This is a genomic window from Paenibacillus sp. MAH-35 (assembly GCF_058135425.1).
The window spans coordinates 56,479-75,934 of record NZ_JBYUPU010000035.1 but is presented as its reverse complement, the minus strand read 5'-3'; the positions used below and the strand labels follow the sequence as shown (position 1 = coordinate 75,934).

The 19,456-nt window shown below is 57.6% G+C and carries 18 protein-coding genes; 6 read left to right on the top strand and 12 right to left on the bottom strand.

All coding sequences use genetic code 11. The features are described from left to right. The first annotated feature begins 69 nt into the window (after positions 1 to 69). On the top strand, positions 70 to 1,452 hold the full coding sequence (locus AC3Y2E_RS26720) for a beta/alpha barrel domain-containing protein (RefSeq protein WP_379215885.1): 1,383 nt from the start codon (positions 70 to 72) through the stop codon (positions 1,450 to 1,452). Between the two features lie 334 nt (positions 1,453 to 1,786). Here the strand turns inward: AC3Y2E_RS26720 and AC3Y2E_RS26715 are convergent, their stop codons facing one another. From AC3Y2E_RS26715 to AC3Y2E_RS26700, 4 genes are all read right to left on the bottom strand, one after another. Then, complete coding sequence (locus tag AC3Y2E_RS26715) at positions 1,787 to 2,221, bottom strand: BrxA/BrxB family bacilliredoxin (protein WP_379215883.1); 435 nt, start codon at positions 2,219 to 2,221, stop codon at positions 1,787 to 1,789. A 286-nt stretch (positions 2,222 to 2,507) separates the two neighbouring features. After that, a complete protein-coding gene (locus tag AC3Y2E_RS26710) occupies positions 2,508 to 2,921 on the bottom strand; it encodes a DUF3905 domain-containing protein (protein WP_379215881.1) in 414 nt (137 codons plus the stop codon). A gap of 24 nt (positions 2,922 to 2,945) precedes the next feature. Next, positions 2,946 to 3,083 (bottom strand): hypothetical protein, encoded by a 138-nt coding sequence (locus AC3Y2E_RS26705; RefSeq protein WP_332076167.1) that lies wholly within the window; start codon positions 3,081 to 3,083, stop codon positions 2,946 to 2,948. A gap of 6 nt (positions 3,084 to 3,089) precedes the next feature. Further along, positions 3,090 to 3,806: a prolipoprotein diacylglyceryl transferase family protein gene (locus tag AC3Y2E_RS26700; protein ID WP_379215888.1), complete on the bottom strand. Its 717-nt coding sequence runs from the start codon at positions 3,804 to 3,806 to the stop codon at positions 3,090 to 3,092. Positions 3,807 to 3,962: 156 nt separating this feature from the next. On the opposite strand from AC3Y2E_RS26700, the gene AC3Y2E_RS26695 reads away from it, so the two are divergent. Together AC3Y2E_RS26695 and AC3Y2E_RS26690 are read left to right on the top strand one after the other, a co-directional pair. Then, on the top strand, positions 3,963 to 5,081 hold the full coding sequence (locus tag AC3Y2E_RS26695) for a metallophosphoesterase family protein (protein ID WP_379215878.1): 1,119 nt from the start codon (positions 3,963 to 3,965) through the stop codon (positions 5,079 to 5,081). A 119-nt stretch (positions 5,082 to 5,200) separates the two neighbouring features. Beyond that, positions 5,201 to 6,490 (top strand): BaiN/RdsA family NAD(P)/FAD-dependent oxidoreductase, encoded by a 1,290-nt coding sequence (locus AC3Y2E_RS26690; protein WP_379215876.1) that lies wholly within the window; start codon positions 5,201 to 5,203, stop codon positions 6,488 to 6,490. 764 nt (positions 6,491 to 7,254) lie between these two features. Here AC3Y2E_RS26690 and AC3Y2E_RS26685 read toward each other — a convergent pair. The 8 genes from AC3Y2E_RS26685 to AC3Y2E_RS26650 all read right to left on the bottom strand — a co-directional run bounded on the left by AC3Y2E_RS26685 (position 7,255) and on the right by AC3Y2E_RS26650 (position 14,851). Next, positions 7,255 to 7,731, bottom strand: coding sequence for a hypothetical protein (locus AC3Y2E_RS26685; RefSeq protein WP_379215874.1), 477 nt, complete (start codon positions 7,729 to 7,731; stop codon positions 7,255 to 7,257). Positions 7,732 to 7,812: 81 nt separating this feature from the next. Then, positions 7,813 to 9,030 carry an ABC transporter permease gene (locus AC3Y2E_RS26680; RefSeq protein ID WP_379215872.1) on the bottom strand — a complete coding sequence of 406 codons (1,218 nt, stop codon included), beginning with the start codon at positions 9,028 to 9,030 and terminating at the stop codon, positions 7,813 to 7,815. A 13-nt stretch (positions 9,031 to 9,043) separates the two neighbouring features. Further along, positions 9,044 to 9,742 carry an ABC transporter ATP-binding protein gene (locus AC3Y2E_RS26675; RefSeq protein ID WP_379215870.1) on the bottom strand — a complete coding sequence of 233 codons (699 nt, stop codon included), beginning with the start codon at positions 9,740 to 9,742 and terminating at the stop codon, positions 9,044 to 9,046. A gap of 132 nt (positions 9,743 to 9,874) precedes the next feature. Further along, the gene (locus tag AC3Y2E_RS26670) at positions 9,875 to 10,036 is read right to left on the bottom strand and encodes an aspartyl-phosphate phosphatase Spo0E family protein (protein ID WP_190929777.1); all 162 of its coding nucleotides are present in this window, start codon (positions 10,034 to 10,036) and stop codon (positions 9,875 to 9,877) included. Then, a complete protein-coding gene (locus tag AC3Y2E_RS26665; protein WP_379215867.1) occupies positions 10,005 to 10,679 on the bottom strand; it encodes an HD-GYP domain-containing protein in 675 nt (224 codons plus the stop codon). Before AC3Y2E_RS26665 ends, AC3Y2E_RS26670 begins: the two co-directional genes overlap by 32 nt. A gap of 328 nt (positions 10,680 to 11,007) precedes the next feature. Further along, entirely contained in the window at positions 11,008 to 13,167 is a 2,160-nt protein-coding gene (locus tag AC3Y2E_RS26660; RefSeq protein WP_379215865.1) for a LuxR C-terminal-related transcriptional regulator, read from the bottom strand. Next, a complete protein-coding gene (locus AC3Y2E_RS26655; RefSeq protein ID WP_190929774.1) occupies positions 13,152 to 13,403 on the bottom strand; it encodes a hypothetical protein in 252 nt (83 codons plus the stop codon). Before AC3Y2E_RS26655 ends, AC3Y2E_RS26660 begins: the two co-directional genes overlap by 16 nt. A gap of 32 nt (positions 13,404 to 13,435) precedes the next feature. Next, positions 13,436 to 14,851, bottom strand: a complete 1,416-nt coding sequence (locus tag AC3Y2E_RS26650; RefSeq protein WP_379215862.1) for an ATPase domain-containing protein — start codon at positions 14,849 to 14,851, stop codon at positions 13,436 to 13,438. Positions 14,852 to 15,062: 211 nt separating this feature from the next. On the opposite strand from AC3Y2E_RS26650, the gene AC3Y2E_RS26645 reads away from it, so the two are divergent. The 3 genes from AC3Y2E_RS26645 (at position 15,063) to AC3Y2E_RS26635 (ending at position 19,426) form a co-directional block, all read left to right on the top strand. Beyond that, positions 15,063 to 17,168, top strand: a complete 2,106-nt coding sequence (locus AC3Y2E_RS26645) for a LuxR C-terminal-related transcriptional regulator (protein ID WP_379215860.1) — start codon at positions 15,063 to 15,065, stop codon at positions 17,166 to 17,168. Between the two features lie 234 nt (positions 17,169 to 17,402). After that, entirely contained in the window at positions 17,403 to 18,980 is a 1,578-nt protein-coding gene (locus AC3Y2E_RS26640; protein WP_379215858.1) for a methyl-accepting chemotaxis protein, read from the top strand. 20 nt (positions 18,981 to 19,000) lie between these two features. Then, complete coding sequence (locus AC3Y2E_RS26635) at positions 19,001 to 19,426, top strand: chemotaxis protein CheW (RefSeq protein WP_379215856.1); 426 nt, start codon at positions 19,001 to 19,003, stop codon at positions 19,424 to 19,426. Positions 19,427 to 19,456: the final 30 nt, after the last annotated feature.

The following is a 19,456-nucleotide window of genomic DNA, read 5'->3' as shown; positions in this document are numbered from 1 at the left end:
ATATATAAAGTTTCATTTATCAAACAAATTTCATACAATAAACTCATACGAAGAAAGGGTGAAGCGACAATGAATGAAAAACGCAACATGGACGATCGATTCCTCTCGGCGGCCACGGCCACACCTGCAGAGCCCAACCTGCAACGCGAACAATTTCCTTACGACGCTCCTCCGCTTGTACTCTTCGACGGTGTGGACGTCCCGCTGGACCGTCCCGACTCGATCTTCATTACCGACACGACGTTCCGCGACGGCCAGCAAGCCCGCCTCCCTTACACCGTCGATCAGATTACCGATTTATTCGATCTGCTTCACCGGTTATCGGGGCCCAGCGGCGTCATCCGCCAGAGCGAATTTTTTCTGTACAGCGAGAAAGACCGGCAAGCGGTCCGGGCATGCCAGGAGCGGGGATACGAATTTCCGGAAATAACGGCTTGGATTCGCGCGGTGGAGAAAGATTTTCAGCTGGTCAAAGAGATGGGCATCCGCGAGACGGGCATCCTGACCTCGTGTTCGGACTACCATATCCATCTCAAGCTGGGCTTGAACCGGGAACAGGCGATGAAGCAATATTTGTCCGTTGTGCGCGCCGCCCTGGAGGAAGGCGTTCGCCCCCGCTGCCATCTGGAGGATGTGACAAGGGCTGACGTATACGGCTTCGTCGTCCCGTTCGTGCAGCAGCTCCAACTGCTTTCCACGGAAAGCGGCATCCCCGTCAAGGTGAGACTATGCGATACGATGGGTTATGGCGTCAGCTATCCCGGAGCGGTACTGCCGCGCAGTGTGCCGCGGCTGCTGCACGCTTTGCGGACAGAGACCGGCATCCCGTCCGCACAGCTCGAATGGCACGGGCATAACGACTTCTACAAAGTGCTTACCAATGCGGCGACGGCTTGGCTGTACGGCTGCTCCGGGGTGAACGGAACGCTGCTCGGGTTCGGCGAACGGACGGGGAATACTCCGATCGAAGGGTTATTGTTCGAATACATGGGTCTTACAGGGGACCGTTCGGTTGATACGCGGGTCGTTACGGAAATCGCGGATTATTTCGAACGCGAGCTCGGGTACGAAATCCCTCCGATGACGCCGTTCGTCGGCAAAAGCTTCAACGTAACCGCAGCCGGCATCCATGCCGACGGCATTATCAAAAACGAAGAGATCTACAACATCTTCGACACCGCGAAGCTGCTGAACCGGCCGCTCGGCGTCCTCGTCACCGACAAAGCAGGCACGGCCGGCGTCGCGCATTGGGTGAACCGCTATCTCGGCCTGACCGGCAGCGAGCGCGTCGATAAACGCCACCCTGGCGTGAAGGCGCTGTACGAATGGGTCGTCCGGCAATACGAGAACGGGAGAACGACCAGTCTATCCGACGGGGAGCTCGCAGGTGCGGCACAGCTCCATCTGCCGGAGCGGTTTCTTGCCGGAGGGAATTCCCCAGAACCCGTCTAATCCCGCCGATCGTCTCGGCAATAACGGAACCAAGCGTTCCGCTATTCCCTTCGGGCATACCGGCCCCAAGCGATAGCGGAAACGCAGCTTCCCAGCACCATTAGCCCACATATCCACATTTTATTAACAACATATCCACGAAAATTTATAACTTATCCACGGCAATTACACACACTATCCACAACTTATCCACAGTTTGCACAGAGAGGAGCAGCGTCCTTATTCAAAGCAGAACAAGAGCAGCCCTTCAGGCGCGCGGCTCCCCGGAGAGAGGCGAAAGCAACAAAAAAGCTGCCCTTGCGGGCAGCTCACTGCTTGCTTAGTTCCCAGCCGATTAGCGGCAGAAACGCTCAAACGCTTGAGTCAGATCTGCGGCGATCTCCGATGCGGAGCGGTTCTCGATCTGATGGCGCTCGATCATGTGTACCAGCTCTCCGTCCTTCATCAGGGCGATCGATGGAGACGACGGGGGGTACGGCGCGAAATATTCGCGGGCTTTGGCCGTAGCTTCCTTGTCCTGTCCGGCAAAAACGGTAAACAGGTGATCCGGCGTAATATCGTGCTGCAGCGCTTGCGCGACACCCGGGCGGCATTGGCCGGCGGCGCAGCCGCATACCGAGTTGACGACGACGAGCGAGGTGCCCTTCGCGCTTTCGAACTGCTCTACGACCTCATCCGGCGTACGCAGCTCCTGAATGCCGATACGGGTCAAATCCTCCCGCATGGGTTGAACCACATCTTTCATATATGCTTCGAATGACATGGACATGATCTTCACTCCTCCAAGATTCGCAAGTTTCGAATCGAAAATGTTGACTAACTTTTATTATACATCTCCAGCCCGCGTAAGCAAAGCCCCCATTCGAAACCGAACGGATGAGATTTCTATAAAGAGCCGTCATCTCCGTTCGAAACATCGCATTGTCCCCATCGTCGCATGGCTGCCTGATTAAGCGCCGCCTGTCTCTTTTTACATAAAGGGGTGGTACGGTCTGCCGCGAAACCTCCAGCCGGGCTAACCCGATCCCTCCGCCCTGCCAACCTTTCAATTCCGCTTATTCCTTTACATGATCCGGGTCGGGGTCCGTGCCCGCATCGTAAGCGGTGTTTTTATCCGGATGCATGAACCGGCCGCCTTGAGCCGAAGGCAAGATCCCCTTCTCGAAATAATCGCGGTTCTCGTCGGTCTGAAATCCGATATCCTTGAACGGGTGCACCCATTGATCGCCCGCCATGACCATCGGGTCGGTTTCTTCCGTCCACTGGCTGAGCGGGGAGTCCGGCGATTCGTAGATATGGTCGCCGATCGTCACGCCGAATTCGTTAATAAACGGTTTTCTTGGGCCTCGGCCTTCCGTAAACTGGGGCAAAAAATTAATTTCGAACGGGTCCAGCGATGCATCGTCCCCGCCGGCCTGTGGCTGCTGCTTCGCATGCCGCGCCTGGCGCTCGTTGTAGTTTTTGTCCATATTCCGCTCCTGTCGGGACCCGGCTTAAACCGAGGGACGGTTCGGACCGTCCAGCTTTTTATCCACGACGCTGCCGGCCGATTTCCCGCGGGTTTCTTCGTTTTGCTGGGCTTGACGGCGCTGCGCGATAGAGTCCTGATCGTTTTTTGGTTGGTTTGACATGATTGGTCATCTCCCTTCCGCCTTATTATGCGACAGAGTAGACGAAACAATGCCAATTCCCGCCAAAGCAAGCGCCCACCATTGATCGGACGACAGCAGCAGCACGGCAGGCTTCGGCACCGCACCGAAGGAGACGGCCAGCAGCCCCAGCCCCATATAGATCGAGCCGGCTCTGTACAGCTCCCCCGTGCCCGCCTGCCCCCGGCGTATCCACAGCAGCAGGGCAACGAACGCCGCCGCCAGCATCGTATAAGCGGACACCGGATGATACCGGAATTCGGGGTCGTTCACACTTATTCCCCACGGCAGCGACGTCGGTTTCCCGTAATTCCAATCGATCGCCGCGTACACGATAACGGCCAGCGCAGCTCCAAAAGTGGCAAGATCGAGAAACAGCCGGATCGGGATCGCTCTCCTGCGCAGACGCACAACCAGATACACGCCTGCTGCCAGCATCGCGACGAAAGCTTCCCGCGTTCCCCCGCTAAGGAGCAGCAAAGCGGACGGCCGTTCCCAGATGACAGCCGGAGCGAACAAGACGTGGCCAAACTTCCATACGATCAGTGCGATAAAAGCCGCATTCTGCAGCAGCTCCGCCGCTTCCTTGGCAGGGCTGCCGCCAGCCGTCCTCGCCATCAGGTGGACAGCCGCGATCGCCGTCAGCGCTGCCGCAATGACGGCCAGCAGTCCGGTCTGGATCGCGAACGGCCCCCATGAAATCATTTGAGGCAAAACCAATCACTCCGTTCCTCTATGTATAAGTCGGGAAAATGAAACCAACCTATTCGTAAGCGCGGGACAAACCGATGATCCCGCCGGACCAAACTTCGGGAGGCGAGTCCGATTCATAAAAACACGCTCGTATTATGCGTTTCGGCTGTGCTTGCGCTATGTTCATGCGCCATACCCAGCTTCGCGGGCAGATGGACAGCCGAAGCGGAACTGTCGCCCAGGAATCTGTCTGGACTCACATCTCCCGGCGCTTTTGCCGCAGCCGAAAACCGTGCCGCAAAGCTTCCACGGCAAACTCCGGACAAGCAAATATCCCCCGGATCACAAACGGAATCGCCTCTGCTCTCCTTTATTCTGCTGAGCGACCTTCACATTCAAGAGACCGATAAAGAATCGCAGCATTTGCTCATGAAAGCGCTTATAGAATATTATACCATAAAGCCGGACGCCGATTTACTTGTACTCAATGGAGATTTGACGAACGGCGGCGAGCGGGACTTCATCCGTCTGAAGGAGCTGCTCAGCCGGACGCCCCACCCTCCTGTTCACGCGACGATGGGCAACCACGACTATTACCGGATGTGGCTGCATGGCGGGACTCATTACGATTACACCAAGTTAAGCGGAGACTGGAGCTCTTATCAGGCAGCTTCCCAGTTCAAGCGGCATTTCGGCTATCGCCGGTTGTATCACGAAACGTCCGTGCGCGGCGTGCCCTTTCTTTTTCTAAGTGGAGAAGCGTACCGGGACGTCGACGAATCGGTCGGCGAGGACGCCAGTTTGTCTGACGAGCAGTTGAACTGGCTGGACGGACGTCTTGCCGATTTAACGAGTCCTCCTCGGCATACGGGAGCATCGGGAGGGAACGGTCCGGATTCCGGCAGCTCTTGCATGCCGGCATTCGTCTTCCTGCACCAGCCCCTGCCGGACACGGTGGAAGGCAGCTCGCTCGAGCGCGGCGTGGTCCAGCATGAACGTCTGCGCGCCATCCTCGCGAAATACCCGGCCGTCGTCCTGTTCTCCGGACATACGCACTGGGATCTGGAGACGACTGGGCAGCTGTGGCGCGGTCCCTTCACGGCAGTTGGCAGCGGCGCCATCCGCGGGGTGTATTCGGCCGGGAATAAGCCGGTATCCCCGCTCAAAAGTGAAAGCTTGTTCGTCGAGGTATACCGTGACGGGCGAATCGCCGTGCGGGGGCGCAACCATACGGATGAGCGGTGGACGGGCGAAGCATCGGTCATCCCGTACATCAAGCGGCGTTAATCCATAATACCGGCAACTATCTACTCCCCTCTCTGCTCGCCGCCGTTTTCCTTTTCCGCCAAAACACGCTACAATGAGCGTATTCACCCGGCTTCGTCCGGAAAAGGAGCGGAATTCACGTGATTTACGACTGTATCGTCATCGGCGGCGGCCCTTCAGGCCTGATGGCCTGTATAGCGGCGAGCGCGGGAGGAGCAAGCGTGCTGCTGATCGACAAAGGAGATAAGCTGGGCCGCAAGCTCGGCATATCCGGCGGCGGCCGGTGCAACGTCACCAATGCGAAAGAGCTGGACGAGCTGATCCGGCACATCCCCGGCAACGGCCGGTTTTTGCACAGCGCCTTGAACACGTTCAGCAATCGGGACATTATCGCCTTTTTCGAGGGGATGGGGATTAAGCTGAAGGAGGAGGACCGCGGACGGATGTTCCCGGTCAGCGACAAAGCCAAAACGGTCGTAGACGCGCTCGTAGGCCGGGTAAGGGATCAAGGCGTTGCGGTTCGCATCAACAGTCCGGTCGACCGGGTGCTGTACGCAGACGGGCGGGTGGCCGGAGTCCGGCTCCGTTCGGGAGAAAAGCTCGCAAGCCGCTGCGTCGTCGTCGCATCCGGGGGAAAGTCCGTGCCGCATACCGGGTCCACAGGGGACGGCTACACCTGGGCCGAGGACGCGGGGCATACGATTACGGAATTGTACCCGACCGAAGTGCCTCTTACGTCGAACGAATCGTTTATCCGCAGCCGCGAGCTGCAGGGGTTGAGCTTGCGCGATATCCATTTGTCCGTATGGAACCAGAAGGGCAAAAAAATCATCGAGCACGAGGGCGATATGATTTTCACCCATTTCGGCCTATCCGGCCCTGCGGCGCTGCGCTGCAGCCAGTTCGTCGTCAAGGAGCTGAAAAAATCCGGGGAAAACACCGTACGGGTGACGATCGATCTGTGTCCGGACCGTTCGGAGGACGAAGTGTTCGCCGACTCGATGCGGCTCGCCCGCGAAGATTCGAAAAAAGCGGTTAAAAACATACTCAAACCGTTGTTCCCGGACCGGCTTATTCCGCTTCTGCTCGCCAAGGCGGAAATCCGGGAAGACGTTACGTACGACAATATCCCCAAGCAGCCCTGGAGTGAGCTCGCCAAGCTCGCCAAAGCGTTCCCGGTACGCGTGAACGGCACGCTGTCGATTGAAGAAGCGTTCGTCACCGGCGGCGGCGTCAACCTGAAGGAGATCGACCCAAAAACGATGCAGTCGAAGCGGATGCCTGGACTGTTTTTCTGCGGCGAGGTACTGGATATTCACGGCTACACCGGCGGCTACAACATTACGGCCGCCTTTACGTCGGGATACACGGCAGGTAAAAGCGCCGGCGAAGAGGCGGAGCAGCTGAAGCTTGAACAAGGAGCGGACTGAATTCACTTCGGATCGGTCAGCAGGAAAACGTGCTAACGCTGCCTGTTCACAACGTTCATAGGTTTGATCATCAAGTAACCCTTAGCGGAAGATCTTCTTCCGCTATTTCTTCTATTTACCCGTTTTTACAGGTTCAACGGAAGAACAACTTCCGCTATTTCTTGGAAAATGGGGCAATTTCTCCTCTTTCGCATGGATAACGGAAGCGTTTCTTCCTCTATGATCTCTTTTGACGCTCATTGGTCGAAACAGCGGAAATTATACTTCCGCGTTTGTCTCGGTAACACGCCGTTGTTTCGGATTTCCTCGAAACGGTGTGGTGCGGGCTAACGTGAACCTCTGCATTCTACTTCAGATCAACTCATCCCTACTCCATCCCCATATTGTCCACAAGAAACCAACAACTTCACCCTAACTTATCCACAGTATCCACGGGTGATATCCACAACTTATTCACAAAAGTCAGTTTCCTGTGCCCTCACCAGCAAATAGCGCACTTTTTAGGCGAAGTCTTCTCCACGATGAATATCCTTTATTAATTTACAGCTTTTTTTATGGCAAGAAATCGACAATTTCCATACGGCTTTAATCATTTCAATCATTAAATTTATATCAGGTTAACGATCCACAGACGGCCTCAACAGCCGTCATCACGTCCGCTACAACAAAAAAAGCGGCAAGCTTCTCCCGAAGCTCCACCGCCACTTGCTGCCTGCTATTCGCTATTCGCCACTTGCCAATCGTCAATTGCCAATTGCTGTTCCTTACAACTTAATGCCCGCCGGAAAATGATCGTAATCGTCGCCCGACGGGTCGAACGTTTCAGGTTCGTCCGCCGCATTGGCAAAGCCCGTTCCGTCCGTATCCCCCCGAGACGTGTCCGAGAAGTACGATTCCGGCCAGTCTTCGTTAACGGTATGCGCCGGGATCGGCACGGTATCCAGCGCGTACGCCTCCTCGTAAGCCGCATTCCCGGATACGCTCCCGTCCGTATCCAGCAGCGTGCCTCCGGTAGCTTGCGTAATCTCCAGAGCCGAAGTCAGATCGTTATGCTCCACATACAGCTCCAGCCCCGGCCGGCCGTCTATCTCGGTCGCATGTACGTGATAACCGAGCTCGGTCAGCGTATCGACCGCCAGATTCGCGGAGCGGGAATCCGGAAATTCGAAGTAGATCGGTGCATGACTCATCGAAAGCCCCACTTTCAGATTGGAATAGGTGTCAGCACTTAGCATCTCCACCAGCCGCTCCCCTATTCCCGCCGCATCCGAATCTCTGGCTTCTGAACGACACCCCGTAGCCGCACCGCCAGCCACTCTGCCCTACCATCCGTTCAGCAGCTCTCCCATCACATAACCGATCAGCCAGCCCGCCGGAATAAGCAGCAGCCCCGCCCACCATCCGTAAGCGCTCCAGCCGAGCAGCAGACCGGCCGGCACGTAAGCCGGCACGAACAACAGCGGAGTTGCTCGGCTGATCGCTTTCAGCCGGTCGGCATCCTGCCAGCGGAACAGCTTCAAAAACGAGGATGCCATCACTTCCTTGCCGTACATCTTGATCCAATACGCGAGCAGGAACGAAACGCCGAGCCAGAACACCCACTTCACAATAACCGGCAGCGCCAGCAAGGCGAAGCTGCAAGCGAGCGTAAACTGAATGTACAGCTTAAGCTGCGTCCCGCTTCGGAAAAACGACTTGACGATCGTCTCCGCCAGCACGCGATCCGGCGTACGTTTTCGGAACAAATGACGGGAGCCCGCCAGCAGCCAAGGCTTTTTGCGTCTTAACAGCTTCGCAGGCTTCGGCACGACATACCCCATCAGCAGGGCGGCGAACTTCATCCGCTGGTCGTATTCATAGGCCACATCCTGATAAAACGTTCCGGTCATCCTCATCCGCACCCGGACGAGCAGCACGGTCCCTGCGGCCAGCACCGCAGCCCAGACGGCGCTCCAGCCCCAGCCCATCTCCAGCCGGGCTACGTACAGGAACATGGCCCCGAGGGCGAGAAAACAGCCCGCTTGCGCAAACCAGCCCGGCAGACGCGGCAGACGCAGCGCAATCCACCTGCCCGCGAGCTGCATCAGCATGCCGCTAAGCGCCGCCACCGCACCGAGCAGCAGCAGACGGGCAGCCCCATACTGATGCACCTTGACGAGAAACGGAGCGGCGAGGCATGTCACCGCAGCCGAGAGCAGCGCCGTTGCGGTCAGCGAGCAAGCGATTCCCCAGCCTTTCAGCCGGTTCATCCAGCTCTGATTGCGTATAAGGAACAACTGGTCGGCCTCCTCCAGGAACAGCCGCAGCGATCCCGAGCAGGAAGCGAAATAAAGCACAAGCAGCAGGGCGAGCTCCGGCACGTAGTGCCCCCAAGCCGGCATCTCCCGCCACCACCATATATAATTGTACCCGGCGACAAGCAGTCCCGGAATGACGAAATACAGCGCAACCGTCCAATCGACGGCCATCTTCCATACTTTATACTGAAACTTCCATTCCGATTTCAGCCTTCGGGCGAACAACCGGTTTGCCTGAATCATCTCGCCCCTCCGCTCACGTCAACGTATGAAAGCATTCGAACAGCGTAGCTTCCGGCTTGCCGCACGACTGCCGGATCGCCTCCAGATCGCCCTTGGCGACGACTCTTCCCGCATCGAGCAATACGAACGAGCTGCAGATCCGCTCCGCCGTATCCAATACGTGTGTCGACATCAGAATGGCCGCCCCCCGCTGCCGCTCGTCATTCAGCGAATCGAGCAGCTCCTTCGTCGCTTTCGGATCGAGCCCGATAAACGGCTCGTCCACAATATATACGTCGGGCTTGGTCAGAAAGCCGAGAATGAGCATGACCTTCTGCTGCATCCCTTTCGAGAACGAGGTGGTCAGATGGTGCTTCGATCCGCCGAGCTTAAACCGGGTAAGCAGCTCCTCCGCTCTCTCCCGGAACAATTCCTCGGTCAGCCCGTAAGCGGCCGCAGCCAGCTCCAGATGCTCCCACAAGGTCAGCTCCTCGTACAAGATCGGATGCTCCGGGATGTACGCGTACGTCCCTTGCGGTCCGCCGAACCGGATCTCGCCGGTCGTCTTTTTTATCAGGCCGAGTATCGCTTTAATCGTCGTGCTTTTGCCCGCTCCGTTCGGACCGATCAGTCCGACGAGCTGCCCGGCCTCCAGCGTGAACGATACGCCCTGGATCACGCTCTCCTGCTCGTCGTACCCGGCCTGCTCGATATTCACATGCAGTAGCTCCATTCAGCCCGCAGCTCCTTTTCTCCCTAGCTCCATACGAAAAAACCGTCTTGGATGTATCTATCGTCAGCTCTCCTAACGATATCACAATCCAGACGGCTTTGGAAAAAGTCGCATCCCGTTGCCCTCCTGAGCTTACCCCCGGCCCGATTCACGGCGGATTCGCTCATACTCGTTCAGCTTTTTGTCGAGCAGCTGGCTGATTCTTACGACACAGTTGTGGGTCAGATTCCCGTGACGGTCGGCCATCCGGGACAGGGTGCGTTTAAGACTTTCGATTTCGTGCAGCAAGCTCATGCGCGCCATCTCCCTTCACCGCATCTTCCGTCGTCGTTTGGCGAATCAAGTGATTCATCAGCTCCACCAGATCGGCATCATACAACACATCGCTCCAGCAGTACAGCTCCTCCATCGCCTCTCTCGGGCCGAGCCTCGCCGCCCCCTGTGCATCCGTCAGTTCCGTGTAGCTTCCGGCAATCCGGAGAATGCGGGCGTTCAGCGTAATCGACTTCCAATTCAGCGCGGACGGATACCCGGTGCCATCCAAATTTTCGTGATGCTGGAGCACAGCCTCTCCGTCGACTTCCCCGCTCGCAATAAACGTCTGCAAAATATCCGCGCTATACTTCGGGTGCGCCTGCATCTGCCAGACAGCCCCCTGATACAGCCGGTTCCGGCTGTCGAGAATATCGCGGGAGATATGCAGCTTGCCGATATCTTGAAGCAGAGCGGTCCGGAATAAAACCGTCTGCTCCTCCCGGGTAAATCCGAGCGCCTTCGCGAGCTGCAGCGAGTAGTAGGCGGTAAGCAAACTTTTGCGATAGGTGGGGGCATGATGCCGTTTGAGCCGTTTAAGCAAAAAAGCCGTTTGTGGTTCCGCACGTTCCATCGCCTTGACGTCGCGCTCCATGTACTCGATTGTGGCTGTCATTTGTTTCATTTTTATCCGCTCCTTCGAATCCGTCTATCTGGTCCGCTCTAGCTGTTACTTCTATTTTCCGTTTTTCGGGCGGAAAAAGGTATCCCCGGCTATTCTTATCTTTTCCTTCGGGCAGCAGATCAGCTCGTCCTACTCCTTTCCTACTCGCGGCAGATTCCGGTTCGGGCGTTCCTATATGTTCCCTCTTGAATTCCATTAATCTCCTTTTGGCGAAATGAAACGGAGGCGCGGGCGGGGGCAATAACGAAAAAAAGAGAAGGTTCCCCTTCTCTTCCCGGCCTAACATTATGTATGTAAAAATGCGCATCCAGAAAGCCCGGAGCCTCCATTACCGGTTCCAGCCCGCCTTGTACACCATCGCGATCGCTTGCGCGCGATCGGTGACGCCGAGCTTCTGGAAGATGTTGGTCATATGATTTTTGACCGTATGTTCGCTGATGACGAGCTGCTCCGCGATCTCGCGGTTGCTCTCTCCCTGCAGCACGTGCCCTAGTACTTCCCGCTCGCGCGACGACAGCGGCGGCAGATCCTTCAGCTTGCGGATGTCGGGAAGCTCCGGCACCCCGTTCGCACGGGAATCTTCCTCTTCGGCCGTCAGCGAGATTTCGCTCTCGACCACTTCCCGGGAATCGCAGAACGCCCGGAAAGCGGCGCGAAGCTTCGGAGAGACCGGCCATAGCTGATCCAGCGACTGCGTATCCCCGCCAAATTGCAAGTAGAAATAAATCATCGCGATAATCTGGCCGCCGGCGCTGAATTCGGAATCCGCCTCCTGCCCTTGTCCTTGCCCGCTCCCCCCCGGCTTGCCGTCCTCCAGCAGACGGGTGATCGCGTGAAAATGCCCGATCAGCTCCATCTGTTCCGGACTGCGGAGAATATCGCTTAAAAAAGCGGGCGAATACGGATAGACGAGACACGCTTCGCCGATCTGCTTGATCGTCGTCTCATCCAGCTTGAGCGAACGGGCGAACGGCAGCGCCAGTTCCTGAGCCTGATGCGTCATGTCGAACGCATACGAGTCCCAGTAGCCGAGCGCCCGGTTCAGCAGCTGAACCGCATCGCCCCGGCATACCCTGCCCTTGTCCCACAGCCGGTAGAGCGAGGCGCTCCCCGCCTGCGCGACGATCGTCATATATTCCCGGTACAAGGCGTACTGGTCCGGACTTTTCAGCGCGATACACCATATGCCCAGCAGCTCGCTTTGATAATACAACGGGCATTCCATCACCGGCGGCATGCCGGAGCTCTCGTACAGCTCCGTCTGAGGCCAGCCTCTTCTGTCCGCCGGCGGCGACCAGCGGGCCGCAAGCTCCTTGACGTAACGCTCGGCCTGCTGCTGGCCCAGTCCCCGGGATACGAGCTGCACCTTCTGCTCCGACTGTTTCAGAACGACGCAGGAAAACGATCCTTCCACCAGATTCAGGCTCATATCGACCAGAATATAAGACAGCCGCTTGACGTCCTGCGCATTGTTGATCGAGCCGCACGTCTCCACGAAAGTCGACAGCCGGGTAAAGTTCGTGTTCCGGTCTTCGCGGACCGCCCCCAGCGTGATGCGCATGCTCCAGCCCGCCGCGTACGCCTTGACGAATGATTGCGCTCCTCGGCTCAAGGTCGGTTCGGTCACGCTTCCGCCGAACAGCACGCCCTCCAGCTCCCGGTCGCGAAAGACCGGCACGCAAAACAGCGACATCGGATACAAGCCGCACTGCGAGAAAGCGAACGTGCGCGGGTCCCGGGCGACTTGGTCCCAGAATACCGCCTTCCGCGAAGTCGCCACCTGGCCGACAAACCCTTCTCCGAGCGAAAAGGACAACCTCCGCACGGCGTCGGCCGACGGCCCCGCGTACTGCACGACGGCAAACCGCTGCCGCTCCGTCTTGGCGGCGAATCCGATAAAGTCGGCCTCCTCGGCCGCTTCGGCAAGCACGTGCGCCCATTCCTCGGACGCCTCGTAATTGGAAGCCATCCGGCGCAGCAGCTCCATCCGTCGGCACAGCGCTTCCTCGGCAAACGCCGGCTTCAGCAGCCCTTCGACAATGGACGCCAGCGCACACGTTTTAGTAAGCGCTTTCTCCGTGTCGGCGCTATTTTGCTTGACGCTGGCCAATACCTGGGTCCACGGAAACTTAGGTTCCCCCTGGCGGTTGTGCATGGCCGAATGATTCACGATTCTCTCGTCCACCAGACAACCGGCCCATACGTAATACGTCTCGCGCCTGTTCAGAAATACCGGCGCCCTGACGAGCCGGACTCCCGGCGATACATCGTGCACAATGCCGTTACGAATCGCGGCATATTGCTCCAGGATCGCCTTCAGACGTTGTTCAAGCTGGTCCCTTGCCGGACCGGACTCGAGACTCCCCACGATCGTACCGGACGGTCGCGTTATCCATTCGCCACGATCGTTGGTCAGTATGACGGACAGTCCGCTTTCGTCCGCGAACAGATCCAGCATGCTTTGTACCAGGCTTAATGGATGTTCCATTGAACGTCCATATCGCCATTGAAATTCGGTTCGATATAACGGTAAATGGAACGCGATCCATTCCCGACCTTCTCCAGGATCGATAACATGACGAGCCTGCCGAGCACCGGGCTTAAGTGCTCGACCTTACGCCCCAACCTCAGCGATATGCCTTCCGCCGTCTCCATACTGTACGGATTATTTTGAAAAAAACGGGTGCACTCCATCTGCAGCAGCCATGCTTCTTCTTCCGTCATCGTTTGCCCCTCCCGTCTCAAGCTCGCCGCGCTCAGGTTAGTCTCATGAAAGGAGCCTGCGCGGTCGTCTCCACGACATAAGGCTCGGATATGATACCGTTCGGCGATTTCATCACTTGCATATATTGATACGAGCCGTCCACCCACGTACGGATGACGCCGTTGCACGTCCGCTCCAGATAGGCGGAGCATTCGGGTCCGATTTCGCTGAAGTTGCACATCACCATCATCGTCATCCCTTTTGCTTTAATCTCCGCCGTTTCTTCCGCAAAAAACTTCATGACGTACTCTTTGCCGCGCTCGGAGAGCACGGTGTTCAGATCGTAATAAATGAACCAGTTGCCCGGACTATCCTCGGCCAGCGGCCCGAGCGATTCCCGCACAAACTCCCGGTATTTCTGGCTGCCCGTCAAGCCCTTTACATCAATGACCGCCGCCTCGCAGCCGTCCGGGTACGAGCGCTTGTAATGCTCGATAAAAAACAACCGCCCCTCCCCGGCCATCCGGCTCATGGACAACCCTTGCAGCGCCAACATTCTATCGAAATCCTGCGGCGTGTGGAAGCTCGACAGCAGCGCCACCACCTTGTCTCCGGCCCGCAAGCGGTTCGCCAGCACGGAAGCTACGAGGTATTTGTAATTCGCCTTGCTGTTCGTGTCCAGCAGCATGACCGTGCCTTGGGAAAACCCGCCTTCCAGCAGCCCGTCCAGCACCTCTACGCCTGTCGGTACTTTCTCCCTTCCGTTGATCAGAGCCAGATCCTCGACCATCGACCGGGCCGGTATAAGCCGGATTCCGTGATCCGTCAGCCGGTATATATGTTCCCCTTCGCGGATTCGTCTGCCCCGCATCTTCAAAATCTCCAGCGTCCGCACCCGGTACTTGTCCATCTGCTGCTTCAGCTGAAGCTGGATAAATCCGTCGGATATATACGCCTCGAAGCCGGACCCCTCATTCATCGCCCCTTGCTCCTTGATCAGTACGGAGGTTAAATCGAACTTCCGGAGAATGTTGCGCAGCCGGTATAACGTTCGCCGGTGCTCCTCCTGGCTCGCGGTTCCGTACCGGAACAAGCTGATGCTGTCGATTACCATTCGTTTGCAGCCAACATCGACGATCAGCTTCTCGATCAGCCCTCCCGGTTCGGTCATCTGCTCCAGAAAAATATCGGGCGTCATACTGATCACCCGAAGCAGCCCTTCCGCCTCCAGCTTCCGCAAATCCCACCCGAATACGAGCATATCGCGGTACAATTGATCGGGGAACTCCTCAAACGTAATATAGATTCCCGCTTCTCCGTCCCGTACGGCGCCCTGATGGAGAAACTGCATGCCCAAAGTCGTCTTGCCGGTTCCGGGAGCGCCCTCGACAATGACGGTCGCCCCTTTCGGGAAACCTCCGTCCATCAGTACGTCCAATCCGCGGACGCCCGTAGGCACTGTACCCATCTCTCGATCACCTGCGCGTCTATGAATTAGTTTCGAATACTACTATATTAGCACACGAAACTCCCGGGCGGCGATAGTTTGATCGTTTTTAAGAACGATAGGCCCATGGACTGGTTGAAAACCAATACAGCGTACTCTATAGTAGAACACAGAAGCCACAGTGTTACAGCCACTCAAGCGGGACCGAGGTGCAGCAATGGGAACACATCAAGTGATCAGACTACTACGGCATTTGCAGGATGCCTATGCCTCCCTTTGCGGGCTTACGATATTTATAACCGATTGCCGTGGACGGGTATTCTCCGGCGTCTGCGGGAAGGAGCCGCTCGCCCGCCTGCTGCTTGACGACAAGCAGAGCCTCCTGTCCACAGCGTGGACCGAGCGCGTCATAAGCGAGACCGGCCCGATCGACCGGACGATTCTGTATCAGAACGATCTGGGCATGAACCTGATTATCGCCCCGGTCTCGGGCGACACCGGTCCCGCCTATTACATATGGGCGGGAGTGCTCATTCAGAAGCAATACCGCGAGCCGATCCGCAGACTGCTGGAGCTGGGTCCCGACGCCGCGATCTGGACGAAAGCGATCAACGAGACCCCGGATACGACGGACGAGGACAAGCAGCTCCACATCGAACGCATGATGCAGATGGCTCAGATCGCAAGCTCACTTCACCAGTTAGATGCGAAGCAGTCGAACCATAACTACTACATCCGGGTATTAACCGACTGGTTCGACCGCCATAACGTCTCCTCCAAAAGCTCCATCCGCTCTGCCGTCGAGATGGCCGCGCGTCTGCTCCATTTCGATTTCGCCGCTTATGCGGAAGCGATATCGGAAGAGAAGCTGCGCGTTACGGCCGTTGAAGGCGGCGGTGTTTACGACAGTCTGCACGGCATGGTCATTTACTGGGGCGAGGGCTTTGTCGGCCAGACCGCCTTAACCGGACAAGCCGGCTGCTGGGACAAGGTCCGGTTCGACCCGAGAGCGGCCGCCTTTGCGGAGCGGGACATCTCGCTCCATCACCTGACCTGTTATCCGGTGCGTAGCGGCGGGACGCTGCATGGCGTCCTGTTCGGCGGAATCATGGACACGTCCCGGGCCGCAGCGCCTAACCGGGAGGCCGGCCAGTTGCTGGCTGCGTCACTCGCGTCCAGACTCGGCATGGTCTCCCTAAGCGATACGTACAATCAATCGATGACCCGCTATTCGACACTGCTCGAAGTCTGCCAGGCGTCCGTCGACATTACGGATATACAGACGCTGCTCTCTCTGCTTGCAGACGTCAGTCACAGTATCGTACAGGGCAAGTTTTGCTGCCTCGTGCTGAGACAGGACGGCTACGGGGGCATCCGCTGCCTGGCTTCGCGGGGATTATCCCCGCCGAAGGCGGAGCGGTACGCCGCCGGTGCAGCCGCCCGGCATTTCGCCTCCACGGCCGGTTCTTGCCCGACACGCTGCCCCGTATCCGCAGAGACCGATTGGGGCGACCCCGTTCACGAATATCCGCTCGTATGGGACAAGCGGGTACAAGGGGTGCTCGGAGTCGCATACCGGGACGAGAACGATTCGCTCACGTTCCGCACCTTCCTGACGGCGCTGTCCATCATCGGGGAGATCCGCCTTCAGCTGATCGAGCGTCAGCACAGCTTATCGGCCTCGGAGCGGGCCGGCTTGCTCCGCCAGGCGATGGCGTACTGGAATCCGGACGCGTACAACCGCTGCAAGGAAGTTCAGTCGAAGGCCGAACAACTGATGGCGCAGCTTCCGATCTCCCCCGCCGATGCCGAGCAGGTGAGACTTGCCGCTTCCTTATCCGGCTACGACGCCGACTTTCTCCATTCGGCGCTGCCCCGGGAACCGGTCGTCCATCTGCTCGAAGAGGCCGGACGGATCGCCCTGGACGGCGAGCTGCTGCGGGACAACGCCTTTACAGGCTTGACGCTGCCCCAGCGTATCCTGGCTCGGGCGCTGCAGCCTGCCTCGCGCCCGCTGGAGACGGAACCCGCCCGGGACACGCCTCTCCAAGCCGACACAACCGCTCAGACCCGGTCCGCTCCGGACCTGAGCCCCCCGGCCGGAGCCCAGCAGGCGCTGACGCCCCGGGAGCGCGAAGTGTTAAGCCTCGTGCTTCGCGGCATGAGCAACCTGGAGATCGCCGCCAAGCTGTATATAAGCGCGCATACGGTCAAAAACCATGTGACCAAAATACTAGATAAGCTGGGGGTCAGCGATCGGACACAAGCGCTGGCGAAAATATACGGAAACCGCTTGAACGCCGCTTCAGGCAGCGAAAACAACAGCAAAACCAAATAAGAGCAGTTCGAGGATATTCATCTAACCAACAGAATCGATCTGACCGACCAATCGGCCGCCCAAACAGGGTGGCTTTTGCTTTGTCTATAGGAATCGGTTCCTGTATTTTTGTGTCGAATCATGTCTATTTATGAGAATAGGTGGGGATATGTTTCCTATGCTGTTTCCCCCACAATTACAGGTAGGTGAACTTGCCATTACATACCAGGCTTCATCAATCGGGAGGTTGAAATTATGAATTGGACCGTGGGCAAAAAAATGTACGCAGGCTTTATTTTCATCCTGCTTATTATGGGATCGATTGGGTGGATGTCGTTTTCCAATATGGGTTCGATGAACGAAAGCTCCAAGCAGATCACCAGCTTCTGGATGCCCGGAGTGGAGTCGATTAACCGGCTCGATTCCCGGATTCAAGACGTTCAGGCGGCCATGCTGAAGCATATTATCAGTCCGACCGCCGAAGAAATGACTGCGGCCGAGAAGGAGCGCGCCACCGCGATCGAAGCCATTCACAACGAGTATACCTACTACGAGAAATCGCTTATTTCCGAGGAAGACCACCGGCAGTTCAATTCGCTCAAGTCGGAAGTCGAAGTCTGGCTCGCCCATACCGAGAAGACGCTTAAGGCAAGCCAGGCAGGCAACGACAGCGAAGCGATCCGCTTGTTTAACGATGGTCAAGTGTTAAAACAGAGGCTCGACAAACCTCTGGACGAGCTGGTTCGCTTCAATTCCGAAGGAGCCAAGCAGGCAAGCGCCAAATCGGATCAAACCTACAACAGCGGACTGCTCTTAACGTCCTTTCTCCTCGCGGGCGGCCTCCTGGCCGGACTCGGAACGGCGTTTTTCCTGACCCGCGCCATTACGAGACCGCTCCAGGCCGCTACTCGCAACATTAAGGAAGTCGCTTTGGGCAATTTGACCATCGAACCTCTAAACGCTGCAGGAAAAGACGAGATCGCCCAACTGTCGCACTCGTCCGACGAGATGGTGAAAGCTCTGAAGCAGCTGATCGGCTCTGTTCTCGGCTCTTCCCAGAGCGTAGCGGCCGCCGCTCAGCAAATCTCGGCAAGCACTCAGGAAATCGCCAGCGGAGCTACGAGCCAGGCCGGTTCGGCCCAAACGGTCAACGAGCTGTTCCGCGAGCTGTCGATCGCCATCGATTCCGTGGCGAGAGGCGCCGAATCGGCCGCCTCGCTGTCCACCCAGACCAAAGAAGTCGCCGAGCAGGGCGGCCAGACGATCCGGGCGTCGGTAGAAGCGATCGGCCAGCTCGAGCAGTCCATGGAGAAGCTTCGGGGGGACTCCGATAAGATCGGCCAAATCATCGGCGTGATCGACGATATCGCCGACCAGACCAATCTGCTTGCGCTTAACGCCGCGATCGAAGCCGCCCGCGCCGGGGATCAGGGCAAAGGATTCGCGGTCGTCGCCGACGAGGTGCGCAAGCTGGCCGAGCGAAGCAGCGACGCAACGAAGGAAATCGCCGCCATCATCAAAGGCATGCAGAACAATACGAACGAAAGCGTACACGCCGTATCGAAAGCCGTCGGCCTGTCGCACCAGATCGGCTCGGCCTTCACGAACATCGTTGCCAAGGTTAACGATACGGCCTCGCAGGTGAATGAGATCGCCGCCGCAAGCGAAGAACAAGCCGCCCAAGCGGAGGAAGTGCTGCGCTCGACCGAATCGATCGCCGCTACCAGCGAGGAGGCAGCCTCCGCCGCAGAGGAGACGGCCTCGGCTTCGCAATCGCTCGCCCAGCTGTCGGAAGATCTGAACGAGACCGTATCCGCATTTAAAATCCAATAAAAGGTCGGTGACATCCCACTATGACGGACCCGCTCGCTTCCCGGCAGTTTATCGAGATTCGGATCGGCAACGAACGGCTTGCCCTGCACATCCAAGTCATCCATGAAATCATCCGCGTGCAGCCTGTCACCGCCATCCCGAACGGCAAGCCTTATTTGACCGGCGTAATCAATTTGAGGGGAAAAGTAGCTCCTATCGTAAGTCTGCGCAAACGATTCAGCCTGCCGGAAGTGCCGGATACGAAATCGACGCGTATCGTAGTCGTTAACTATTCCGATTCGGTCGTCGGCCTGACCGTGGACCAGGTGTACCAGGTCACCTCGTTCACCGAAATCCAGCCCCCTCCCGAGCGGTCCGGAGGCGCGGACGGCGGGTTTATCGAAGGAATCGGCAAATCGGGCGAGGAACTGGTTGGCATTCTTAGACTCGACCGCGTCCTGCAGTAGCAACAAAGGCGGAAGCGGTAGCGACCGGCT